This is a genomic window from Clostridium sp. (assembly GCF_032552055.1).
In the GTDB taxonomy this organism is placed as follows: Bacteria; Bacillota; Clostridia; order Clostridiales; family Clostridiaceae; genus Clostridium.
The window spans coordinates 1-11,275 of sequence record NZ_JAWGSV010000093.1 but is presented as its reverse complement, the minus strand read 5'-3'; the positions used below and the strand labels follow the sequence as shown (position 1 = coordinate 11,275).

General features: G+C 30.4%; 12 protein-coding genes. 8 read left to right on the top strand and 4 right to left on the bottom strand.

The window, feature by feature from the left end; translation table 11 throughout:
• Positions 1-67: 67 nt before the first annotated feature.
• From E6248_RS08135 to E6248_RS08115, 5 genes are read left to right on the top strand one after another with little or no spacing between them, the layout of a single operon-like run.
• Positions 68-988, top strand: coding sequence for an ABC transporter permease (locus E6248_RS08135; RefSeq protein ID WP_316340320.1), 921 nt, complete (start codon positions 68-70; stop codon positions 986-988).
• 15 nt (positions 989-1,003) lie between these two features.
• Positions 1,004-1,963, top strand: coding sequence for an ABC transporter permease (locus E6248_RS08130; protein WP_316340319.1), 960 nt, complete (start codon positions 1,004-1,006; stop codon positions 1,961-1,963).
• Positions 1,964-1,975: 12 nt separating this feature from the next.
• Positions 1,976-2,983 (top strand): ABC transporter ATP-binding protein, encoded by a 1,008-nt coding sequence (locus E6248_RS08125; RefSeq protein ID WP_316340318.1) that lies wholly within the window; start codon positions 1,976-1,978, stop codon positions 2,981-2,983.
• Complete coding sequence (locus E6248_RS08120; protein WP_316340317.1) at positions 2,983-3,963, top strand: dipeptide ABC transporter ATP-binding protein; 981 nt, start codon at positions 2,983-2,985, stop codon at positions 3,961-3,963. The genes E6248_RS08125 and E6248_RS08120 overlap by 1 nt, the downstream gene beginning before the upstream one ends.
• Positions 3,964-4,018: 55 nt before the next feature.
• On the top strand, positions 4,019-5,647 hold the full coding sequence (locus E6248_RS08115; protein WP_316340316.1) for a peptide ABC transporter substrate-binding protein: 1,629 nt from the start codon (positions 4,019-4,021) through the stop codon (positions 5,645-5,647).
• A 38-nt stretch (positions 5,648-5,685) separates the two neighbouring features.
• On the opposite strand, the gene E6248_RS08110 is transcribed toward E6248_RS08115, so the two are convergent.
• The 4 genes from E6248_RS08110 to E6248_RS08095 all read right to left on the bottom strand — a co-directional run bounded on the left by E6248_RS08110 (position 5,686) and on the right by E6248_RS08095 (position 8,718).
• Positions 5,686-5,850, bottom strand: coding sequence for a hypothetical protein (locus E6248_RS08110; RefSeq protein WP_168354916.1), 165 nt, complete (start codon positions 5,848-5,850; stop codon positions 5,686-5,688).
• 232 nt (positions 5,851-6,082) lie between these two features.
• Entirely contained in the window at positions 6,083-6,838 is a 756-nt protein-coding gene (gene dapB / locus E6248_RS08105) for a 4-hydroxy-tetrahydrodipicolinate reductase (protein ID WP_316340315.1), read from the bottom strand.
• A 9-nt stretch (positions 6,839-6,847) separates the two neighbouring features.
• On the bottom strand, positions 6,848-7,726 hold the full coding sequence (gene dapA / locus E6248_RS08100; RefSeq protein ID WP_316340314.1) for a 4-hydroxy-tetrahydrodipicolinate synthase: 879 nt from the start codon (positions 7,724-7,726) through the stop codon (positions 6,848-6,850).
• Positions 7,726-8,718: an aspartate-semialdehyde dehydrogenase gene (locus E6248_RS08095; protein ID WP_316340313.1), complete on the bottom strand. Its 993-nt coding sequence runs from the start codon at positions 8,716-8,718 to the stop codon at positions 7,726-7,728. The genes dapA and E6248_RS08095 overlap by 1 nt, the downstream gene beginning before the upstream one ends.
• A 189-nt stretch (positions 8,719-8,907) precedes the next feature.
• Here E6248_RS08095 and E6248_RS08090 point away from each other — a divergent pair, with 189 nt between their 5' ends.
• From E6248_RS08090 to hslO, 3 genes are all read left to right on the top strand, one after another.
• A complete protein-coding gene (locus tag E6248_RS08090) occupies positions 8,908-9,159 on the top strand; it encodes a small, acid-soluble spore protein, alpha/beta type (protein WP_136005568.1) in 252 nt (83 codons plus the stop codon).
• 95 nt (positions 9,160-9,254) lie between these two features.
• Entirely contained in the window at positions 9,255-10,004 is a 750-nt protein-coding gene (locus E6248_RS08085; protein WP_316340312.1) for a class I SAM-dependent methyltransferase, read from the top strand.
• A 1-nt stretch (position 10,005) separates the two neighbouring features.
• Complete coding sequence (gene hslO / locus E6248_RS08080) at positions 10,006-10,887, top strand: Hsp33 family molecular chaperone HslO (protein ID WP_316340311.1); 882 nt, start codon at positions 10,006-10,008, stop codon at positions 10,885-10,887.
• The last annotated feature ends 388 nt before the right edge of the window (positions 10,888-11,275 follow it).

The following is an 11,275-nucleotide window of genomic DNA, read 5'->3' as shown; positions in this document are numbered from 1 at the left end:
ATATAATATAATTATTAATATCTACAAAGTTGAATGCTGTAGAATTATGAATGGGGGTTGAAAACAAATGGTAAAGTATATAGGAAAGAGACTTTTAACTAGTTTAATCACTATTTGGGCAGTAGTTACAATAGTTTTCTTTCTAGTTAGAATGATGCCAGGTGGTCCATTTGATGGAGAAAAAATCACACCTGAGATGAAAGCACAATTAAATGAAAAATATGGGCTGGACAAGCCTGTTGGTGAGCAATATACAATTTATATGAGTAATTTATTAAAAGGTGATTTTGGTAAATCAATGAAATATAAAGGTAGAGATGTATTAACAACAATTGAAAAAAGTTTCCCAAACTCAGCTAAAGTAGGAGTTGTATCAATAATTTTCTCAGTTGTAGTTGGTGTTGCTTTAGGTATTATAGCAGCATTAAAAGCTGATAAGTGGCCAGATCGAGTTTGTATGATACTTTCAACCATAGGAATAACCATTCCTAGTTTCGTTATGGGGACCTTCCTGATATTTATATTTACATATCAGATGAAAGGATTCCTACCAGCAACAGGGCTTAGTAAGCCTACTAATTATATAATGCCAGTTATTGCTCTTTCAGGAAGTTCAATGGCATTTATAACAAGACTTACAAGAAGCAAATTAATAGACGTATTAAAGTCAGATTATATTAGAACAGCAAAAGCTAAGGGGTTAAGTGGAAGAACTGTAGTATTTAAGCATGCTTTAAGAAATTCACTTATTCCAGTAGTAACATATTTAGGACCTTTAGTAGCAGGAGTATTAACAGGTTCGTTTGTAGTAGAAAAGATATTCGCAATTCCTGGACTTGGAAATGAATTTACTTTATCTATTACTAATAGAGATTACACATCATTATTAGGGGTTACTGCATTCTACTGTACATTAATAGTAGTATGTAACTTATTAGTTGATATAGTATATGTACTAATTGACCCAAGAATCAAGCTAGAAGGTTAATGGGGGGGTAAAGAAATGGAAAACTTGAAAGTTGATTTAGATTTAGATAAAGAATTATTTACTCCTTTAAGTGATGAGGAAAAGAAATTTGAACAAATAGTTAGACCTAGTGTTGGTTATTGGGCTGATGCATGGAGAAGACTTAAAGGAAATAAAGTAGCACTAGTTTCTTTAATTATGATTGTTATTATAGTTATCTTTGCGTTTTTAGGACCAATTTTAATGGAAAAAATAATGGGATATACATATTATGATACAAATCTGCAAGGTACTGATATAAGACCCAATATGCAACATTGGTTTGGTACTGATAACTTAGGTAGAGATTTATTTGTAAGAACTATGTATGGTGCAAGATATTCTCTAATAATAGCAATATCTGCAGCTGCTATTAACCTAGTAATAGGAGTTTTATATGGAGGAATAGCAGGATTCTTTGGCGGAAAAGTAGATAACATTATGATGAGAATAGTAGATGTACTTTACTCTATTCCAACTCAAATATATGTAATTATTTTAATGGCTACATTTAAGAAAGAAGGATCAACAGGTCTTACAACTATTATTTTAGCAATGGCAATTTCTTATTGGGTTGGTATGGCTAGAATAGTAAGAGGAGATATCCTTCAATTAAAACAACAAGAATTCGTTCTTGCAGCTAAAGCTCTAGGAGCATCTAAGACTAGAATTTTACTTAGACATTTAATACCAAACTGTATGGGTTCAATTTTAGTTACATTAACTTTATTTGTACCTCAAGCTATATTTACAGAAGCTTTCTTAAGTTTCATAGGTTTAGGTATTAATGCACCACTTGCTTCATTAGGTACTTTAGCAAATGATGCCAGTGGATTATTAAGTACAGCAGCTTATCAATTATTATTCCCAGCAGGGGCAATTTGTTTAATTATATTAGCATTTAACCTATTTGGGGATGGTTTAACTGAAGCTTTAGATCCTAAGAATAAGAGATAGGAGGAAGGACAAATGAGTAAATTATTAGAAGTTAAGAATTTAAAAACCTCCTTTAGAACACATATAGGTGATGTACAAGCTGTAAGAGGTGTATCTTTACATCTTGATAAAGGAGAAGCTTTAGGTATAGTTGGAGAGTCAGGTTGTGGTAAGTCTGTAACTATGATGTCAATTATGAGATTATTACAAGATAACGCTATAATAGATTCTGATGCAATTATATTTAATGGACAAGATATTAGTAATCCAACAGAAAAGGAAATGCAAGAGATTAGAGGGAATGAAATGGCAATGATTTTCCAAGATCCTATGACTTCTTTAAATCCATTATTTACAGTTGGAGATCAATTAACAGAACATTTAATTAAACATAAAAAGGTATCTAAAAAAGAAGCTAATGAATTAGCAATAAAAATGCTTGATATGGTAGGTATTCCTAGTCCTGAAAGTAGACTTAAACAATTCCCACATGAATTTTCAGGTGGGATGAGACAAAGAGTTATGATAGCAATGAGTTTAATATGTGAACCAAAGCTTATTATTGCAGATGAGCCTACAACAGCATTAGATGTTACAATACAAGCGCAAATTTTAGATTTAATGAAAGATTTAAAAGATAAGATTAATACATCTATAATATTAATTACTCATGATTTAGGAGTAGTTGCTGACCTTTGTACAAGAATTAATGTTATGTATGGAGGGATAGTTGTAGAAGAGGGTTCAGATAAGGATATATTCTACAATGGAAAGCATCCATATACTTGGGGACTATTAAATAGTGTTCCAAATCCAAAGAGTGAAGTAAAAGAAAAATTAACACCAATTGAAGGACAACCACCAGATTTATTAAAACCGCCAGTTGGATGTCCATTTGCAGCAAGATGTAAATATGCAATGAAGGTTTGTTTACAAAAACAACCACCTTTATTTGAAATTTCAGAAGGTCATAGAGCTGCATGTTGGTTATGTCATGAAAATGCACCAAAGGTAGAATCATCAATTAGGAGGGAAGAGTAATGAAAAAGGAAAAAGATATAATATTAGAAGTAAAAAATCTTTGTAAGTACTTCCCTGTAAATAAAGGTATGTTTGCTAAAAAAAGCTTTGTAAAAGCAGTTGATGATGTATCTTTTACTATTAGAAGAGGGGAAACTTTAGGATTAGTTGGAGAATCAGGTTGTGGTAAAACTACTACTGGTAGAACTATTTTAAAGTTATATGAACCAACTTCAGGTGAAATTATTTTTAATGGTGAAAATATAACTAAGTTTAGTGAAAAGAAGATGGTTTCTTTAAGAAAGAATATGCAAATGATATTCCAAGATCCTTATGCTTCTTTAAATCCTAGAATGACTGTTGGTGATATTATAGGTGAAGCTATTGATATCCACGGTTTATATAAGGGTGAAGAAAGAATCGCGAGAATTAGATATCTTTTAGATAGGGTTGGATTAAATGGAAGTCATATTAATAGATATGCACATGAGTTCTCAGGTGGACAAAGACAAAGAATAGGTATTGCTAGAGCTTTAGCAGTACAACCTGATTTTATAGTATGTGATGAACCTATATCAGCATTAGATGTATCTATTCAAGCTCAAGTTATTAATATGCTTGAAGAGTTACAAGAAGAGTTTGGGTTAACTTATCTTTTTATAGCCCACGATTTATCAATGGTTAAGCATATTTCAACTCATATTGGAGTTATGTATTTAGGAAAAATGGTAGAAAAAGGACCAGCAGATGATGTTTATTTAAAACCAAAGCATCCATATACCCAAGCTTTATTATCAGCTGTACCAATACCAGATCCTGAAATAGCTAAATCTAATAAGAGAATAGTATTAGAAGGAGATATTCCTTCACCTATAGATCCGCCAGCTGGATGTAGATTTAAGGGTAGATGTAAACATGCGATGCCTATTTGTGGGGAAGTAGATCCAGAACTTAAAGAAGTAGAACCTGGACACTTTGTATCATGTCATTTATTTAAATAATGGTAATTATTGCTTAAGCGATTTTTATAAATAATAAATTTAAGGGGGAAAAACAATGAAAAGCAATAAGCTTAGAAAAATTTGTGCAGTTGCACTAACACTTGCACTTGGAATGTCTGTTTTCGCTGGATGCGGAAGTAGTAATTCTGATGCTTTAATCTACAACTTAGGAGAAGACCCAGAAACAATAGATCCTACATTAAACACTTCTTCAGGAGCTGGTTCAATTATTGATAATGCTTTCGAAGGATTAATGAGATTAGATGAAAACGAAAAGGCAGTACCTGGTGTTGCTTCAAGCGTTGATGAATCTGCAGATGGATTAGTATATACTTTCCACTTAAGAGAAGATGCTAAGTGGTCAGATGGACAAGGCGTTACTGCAAAAGACTTTGAATACTCTTGGGTAAGAGCATTAAATAAAGAAACTGCAGCAGAATATGCTTATCAATTATTCTATATTAAAAATGGTCAAAAGTTCAATGAAGGTAAAGCTACAAGAGATGAACTTGGAATCAAAGTTATTGATGACTATACTTTAGAAGTTACTTTAGAAGCTCCTACAGCTTACTTTAAGGAACTTACTGCATTTACAACTTATATGCCATTAAGAGAAGACATAGTTTCTGCTGATCCAGAAGGATGGGCTCTTGATCCAGCAACTTATGTTTCTAATGGACCATTCAAGTTAGTTCAATGGGATATTAAAGATCAATTAGTATTCGAAAAGAATGAAGAATACTGGAATGCTGATGCGATTAAGTTACCAGGTGTTGTTTTCAAATTAGTTACTGATCAAAATACAGCTTATGCTTCATTAAAGGCTGGAGATTTTGATATGGTTGATACTGTACCACCAGCTGAAATAGCTGCTGGACAAGAAGAAGGTTTAGTTACTATTTATCCAAACCTTGCAACTTATATGTTAGTACTTAATGTAGGTAAACAATCTACTTTACCTGAAGATGTTAAGAAAGCATTAAATGATCCTAAGGTTAGAAGAGCATTAGCTATTTCAATAGATAGAAAAGCTATAGTTGAAAATGTTACTAAATCTGGACAAGTACCTGCATATAGTTATGTTCCAAAGGGAATTTTAAATGAAGAAGGTAAGGATTTTGCAGATAAGGAATACTATGATGCAAATAAAGCTAATGTAGAAGAAGCTAAGAAGTTATTAGCTGAAGCTGGATATCCAAATGGAGAAGGTCTTCCTACATTAGAATTCATGTACAATACTGAAGGAGATCATAAGTTAGTAGCACAAGCTATACAACAAGACTGGGCTAAACTTGGTGTTAATGTGGAGTTAGTTAACCAAGAATGGAAGGTATTCTTAAATACTAGACAAGAGGGACAATATGAAATTGCTAGACATGGTTGGTCTGGAGACTATGTTGACCCAATGACATTCTTAGATTTATGGTTAACTGGCGGTGGAAATAATGATGCTGGATATTCAAATGCTGAATATGATGCATTAGTTAACCAAGCTAAAGCTGAAGGTGATCAAGCTAAGAGATGGGAATTAATGAGACAAGCAGAAGATATATTAATGGAAGATATGCCAATAATCCCATTATACTACTACACTAAAGTTAAAGCTGCTAAACCTGAAGTTAAGGGAGTTAGAGTTTCTACTTTAGGACATGTATTCTTCGATCAAGCTTACATTGAAAAATAATATATAAAAAATTAGAAGAGTCTTTCGACTCTTCTTTTTTAATTTCCTGCTTTATTTATATGTTGACTTGAAAAGCCCTCTCTTTTAACTGATTTATGTTTTGCATTAGGATTATGATTGTGACCTTCTTCTGTTAATGGAGTTTGGTAATTACATTTTTCCATTCTAGCTTTTTTATTATCTATTTGACTATCTTTTGCCATAAAATATTCCTCCTTATAAAATGCTCTCAATATAGTTTAAACAGAATAAGAAAAAATATAAGGCACATTTGTAATTAAAAATGAAGAATGAAGAATTAATGAAAAAAAACTCCTTTCGGAGTTTTTTTAAATAAATATTTTTTTATTATTAATTCTGAAAGAATTACATCCTCAATTTTTCATTTTTAATTCTTAATTCTTCATTAAATATAGTAGTTGCTTTATGAAACTACTATATTCCAAGTACGTCTTCCATATCATAAATTCTTGCTTCAGTTATATTATTCATATACTCAGCAGCTTTTAATGCCCCAACAGCAAAGACTTCTCTAGAAGCTGCAGAGTGTGATAATTCAATTACTTCAGATGTACCTGCAAAGATTACATCGTGTTCACCAACAATTGTTCCACCTCTTACAGCATGGATTCCGATTTCATTTTTTTCTCTTTTTGATTCTCCGCTTCTTCCGTAAGTATATTTAGTTTCTTCCTTAATACTATCCTTTATAGTGTCTGCTAGTAAAAGAGCAGTACCACTTGGGGAATCAACTTTTTGATTATGGTGCTTTTCTATAATTTCAATATCATAATTACCATATAATACTGGAACTACTTTCTTTAATAGGGAATTAATTAAATTAATTCCTAAGGACATATTTGCAGATTTAAATATTGGAATGACTTTACTTTGTTCTCTAATTAATTCTAATTGCTCCTCTGTAAAACCAGTAGAGCAAATAATAATTGGTTTCTTATATTTTATTGATAAATCTAGCAAGTTATTTAAAGCCTCTGGTCTAGAAAAATCTATTAATACATCATAATCTATATTAACAAGAGATGCATTTTCAAAAATTTTAAATTTAAGGTCATCACATTTAAATTTATCTATACCACCTACTATAGTGATATTAGGAAAATTTTTTGAAGATTCGACTATAACTCGTCCCATCTTTCCGCAACAACCATTTAATAATACTTTAACCATAAGTTACTCCTAAATTAAATTATATTTAAATAATGAAGCTTTTAATGCTTCAAGGTTTTTATCATCCATGTCATACAATGGTAATCTAAGATTACCAACTTCTTTGCCCATAAGGTTTAAAGCAGTTTTTACAGGAATAGGGTTAGTTTCAATAAATAATTTCTTTATTAAATCTATATACTCTATTTGCAGATTTTGAGCTTCTTTGATATTACCTGATAAATAATTATAAGCCATATCATGCACAGCTTTTGGACATATATTTGAAAGTACAGAAATTACTCCTATGCCACCAAGGGCCATTATAGGGATTACTTGGTCATCATTTCCTGAATAAATATCTATTCTGTCTCCACATAAATATTGCATTTCAGCTATTTGTGATATATTGCCACTAGCTTCTTTTATTGCAACAACATTATTTAAAGTAGATATTTCCTTTAATAAAGATGGAGTTATATTAACGCCAGTTCTTCCAGGAACATTATATAAAATTATAGGTATATTTACTTCATTATTAATAGCTTCAAAGTGTTTTATTAGTCCTTTATTATTAGTCTTATTATAATAAGGTGTAATGACTAATAATCCATCAACGCCAACAGATTCAGCGTACTTACTCATTTCAATAGATTCTTCAGTATTATTTGAGCCAGTACCAGCAATTACAGGAATTCTTTTATTAACTTTATCAACAGTAAATTTAATAGTTTCCTCTTTTTCTTCTTTTGACATAGTACTTGCTTCTCCAGTAGTTCCACAGATAACTATGGCATCTGTATTTTCTTCTATTTGCCATTCTAATAATTCTTCGAGTTTTTCGAAGTTCACCTTATTATCTTTAAATGGTGTAATTATTGCTACTGCTGAGCCTTTGAAAATTGACATTAATCATCACTCCCTGTTAATAGTTCAGCTATTTGAATTGCGTTTAACGCAGCTCCTTTTCTTATATTATCAGATACTACCCATAAGTTTAAGCCGTTATCAATACTAAAATCTCTTCTAATACGACCTACAAAAACATCGTCTTTGCCACTTGCCATTAAAGCAGTAGGGTATTTTAATTCTTTTAAGTCATCATAAACTGTGATTCCTTTAGTTTCATTAAATAATTTAAAAATATCTTCTATTTCATATGGATTTTCAAGTTCTACATTAATACTTTCACTATGACCATTTAAAACAGGAACTCTAACTGCAGTTGCTGTTATTTTTAAATTATCATTATGAAGGATTTTCTTTGTTTCCTCAATCATTTTAATTTCCTCTTTAGTGTATCCATTATCTAAGAATACATCGATATGAGGTAAACAGTTACCAGCAATAGGATAAGGGAATTTTTTAGGCTTGGCTCCTTTATTACCGTCAATTAAATCATCGATTCCTAGCTTACCTGCTCCAGAAACAGCTTGATAAGTGGAAAATACTATTCTCTTTATTCCATACTTACTTAATAAGGCTTTTAAAGGTACCATTGCTTGAATTGTAGAACAATTTGGATTAGCAATTATTCCTTTATGCCATTTAATATCTTCAGGATTTACTTCTGGAACAACTAAAGGAACATTCTTGTCCATTCTAAAAGCACTTGAATTATCAATTACTGTGGCACCGTAGGATGCAAATATTGGTGAATATTTCAAGCTTACGTCTCCACCAGCTGAAAATAAAGCAAAATCTATCTTTTTACCTTTAATATTTTCCTCAATAGTGTCTTCAATTACTATATCTTTGCCTTTAAAAGTTACTTTTGAACCTGCAGATTTTTTTGATGCAAACAGATATAAATTTTCTAATGGAAAATCTCTTTCCTCTAATATTTCTAAAAACTTTTTACCTACGTTACCTGTAGCCCCAACTATAGCAACATTGTACATAATTTTGTCCCCCTTTTATTTTGTTAGTAAAAAATATACTTACTAATACTATAGTTAAATAATTCAAAAAATTCAATACTTTATTACAATATATAAAATTTTGTCCTATAAAGTGATAGGAAAATACTACTGAATATTAAGAGCACTTTTGGGGAAAATATTAATACTAAATCCTCAGGGGGTATTTATATGAGTAAAACACCATTAAAAAAAATAATAAAATCAAAGATAAAGTCTAATAAAGAATTATCAGAAGCTGAAGTATTAAGAGAAAAAATCAAGTATGAGATTGCAGATGAATTAGGTTTAAAAGAAAAGGTAGATGAGTATGGATGGGGAGGATTAACAGCAGAAGAAACTGGGAGAATTGGTGGTATAATGACTAAGAGAAAAAGAATGCTTAAAATTCCTACAAACGATGAAATTTTAGGGAGAAAGTAGAGAATATTGATAGTTTTTCTTGTATTTAATTGACTAAAATAAAATTTACCATTAATATAGTTTTAGAAAACTCTAAAATGATGGGGGGAATACCTTTGGCTTATGGAGATTTTGCTAAGATATACGATGAATTAATATATGAAGACATTAATTATGAAGAAATGTGCTCAAGGATATTAGATATATGCAAAAGTGAAGGAATAAGCTTTGAAAATTATTTAGATATAGCATGTGGTACAGGTAATGTAACTATAAGACTTGCGAAAAAATTTAAGGAAGTTTTTGCAGTAGATTTGTCAGAAGATATGCTTCAAGAAGCTTTTGAAAAATTCAAGAAAGAAAAAATTAGATGTAAGATTGTATGTCAAGATATGAGTGAACTTTGTTTAAATAGAAAGTTTGATCTAATAACATCAGTTTTAGATTCTTCAAACTATATAATTGAAGAAGAAGATTTTATTAGTTATTTAAAAAATGTAAAAAATCATTTGAAAGAAGATGGAGTTTTTATTTTTGATGTTAATTCATATTATAAATTATCTAATATATTAGGTAATAATATTTATACATACAACGAAGATGAAGTATTCTATTCTTGGGAAAATGTTTTTGATGATGATCTTTTATCTATGTACTTAACCTTTTTTGTGAAAAAAGGAGAGTTATATGAAAGGTTTGAAGAAGAGCATTTAGAAAGAGCTTATACTGAAGAATTTATTGAAAAAACTTTAAATGATACTGGCTTTAAAATAATAGGCAAGTATGATGGATATTCAACTAATAAGGTTAATGATAAAACTGAAAGAATAGTATATATAGTTAAAAGTAATAAAGTGGAGGATTAAAATGGATAAGATTATAAAAGCAACTGCAAAAGATGGAATGATCAGAATAATCGCAGGAGAAACTACAAATTTAGTTAATACAGGAATTAGTGTGCATGAATGTACACCTTTAGCAGCAGCTACATTAGGTAGAATGCTTACTGCTGGTTCATTAATAGGAAGTACTTTAAAATCTGAAAAAGAAGTAGTAACATTAAAAATTAATGGTGGTGGAGAAGCTAAGGGCGTTACTGTTACAGCTTATGAAGGTGGAATAGTAAAAGGATTTATCGGTAATCCACATGGAAACCTACCTTTAAATAGTAGAAATAAGTTAGATGTTGGTGGTTATGTAGGTAGAAATGGAGAATTTACAGTAATTAAAGACTTAGGTATGAAAGATCCATATGTTGGTCAAGTACCTATATACTCAGGAGAAGTTGCAGAAGATTTAGCATATTATTATACAGTGTCTGAACAAACTCCATCAGCTGTAGCATTGGGAGTATTAGTAGATACAGATTATAGCATAAAAGCTTCAGGTGGATTTATAATTCAAATGTTACCAGATGCAGATGAATTACTTTCAGATTTACTTACATATAGACTTGAGGAAATCCCATCAATTACAGAAATGTTATTAGAGCATGGAAGTATAGATAAGGTTTTAGAATATATATTTGAAGGAATGAATTTAAATATATTAGAAGAAATAACTCCAGAATTCAGATGTAACTGTACAAGAGAAAGGGTAGAATCAGTTCTAATTTCAATTGGGGAAAAAGAGCTTGAGGAAATCTACAAAGATGGAAAAGAAGAAGAAATAAAATGTAATTTCTGTAATGCAGCTTATAACTTCACTAATGAAGAAATCGGTGAATTACTAGAAAATGCTAGAAAATAAAAAAAGAAAATTTTTAAAACTCAAGCTTGTCTTGAGTTTTTTTCTTTATAAAAAGCCTGGAGATGGCAGGAGATTTCGAGAAGGGAAATTTTGTATATGATTTTTTGCCTATTATGAATAATCTATATACTGATTTTAATAAGTTAAAATGGCAATTATAAAAGAGGGGATATAGGAAAAATGACAATAACAATTAAAAGTGGAGAAAAGCTAAATGTATATTATGTGGACTATGCTGTTACTTTTTTTTGAGATGATAAAGAGGAAGTTTTAGAAAGTACATAAGGAAAATAAAGAAAAGCGTGAAGAATTATGAACTAATTTATTATATAGAGAATAAAATAATATATAAGTTGTAATAAAGTTTTTGCATTTTATCCAGTTATAT

Bases quoted from the DNA above. Each gene is read 5' to 3' on its own strand.
- E6248_RS08135 (WP_316340320.1), top strand. From the start codon at position 68: ATGGTAAAGTATATAGGAAAGAGACTTTTAACTAGTTTAATCACTATT.
- E6248_RS08130 (WP_316340319.1), top strand. From the start codon at position 1,004: ATGGAAAACTTGAAAGTTGATTTAGATTTAGATAAAGAATTATTTACT.
- E6248_RS08125 (WP_316340318.1), top strand. From the start codon at position 1,976: ATGAGTAAATTATTAGAAGTTAAGAATTTAAAAACCTCCTTTAGAACA.
- E6248_RS08120 (WP_316340317.1), top strand. From the start codon at position 2,983: ATGAAAAAGGAAAAAGATATAATATTAGAAGTAAAAAATCTTTGTAAG.
- E6248_RS08115 (WP_316340316.1), top strand. From the start codon at position 4,019: ATGAAAAGCAATAAGCTTAGAAAAATTTGTGCAGTTGCACTAACACTT.
- E6248_RS08110 (WP_168354916.1), bottom strand. From the start codon at position 5,850: ATGGCAAAAGATAGTCAAATAGATAATAAAAAAGCTAGAATGGAAAAA.
- dapB (WP_316340315.1), bottom strand. From the start codon at position 6,838: ATGGTTAAAGTATTATTAAATGGTTGTTGCGGAAAGATGGGACGAGTT.
- dapA (WP_316340314.1), bottom strand. From the start codon at position 7,726: ATGTCAATTTTCAAAGGCTCAGCAGTAGCAATAATTACACCATTTAAA.
- E6248_RS08095 (WP_316340313.1), bottom strand. From the start codon at position 8,718: ATGTACAATGTTGCTATAGTTGGGGCTACAGGTAACGTAGGTAAAAAG.
- E6248_RS08090 (WP_136005568.1), top strand. From the start codon at position 8,908: ATGAGTAAAACACCATTAAAAAAAATAATAAAATCAAAGATAAAGTCT.
- hslO (WP_316340311.1), top strand. From the start codon at position 10,006: ATGGATAAGATTATAAAAGCAACTGCAAAAGATGGAATGATCAGAATA.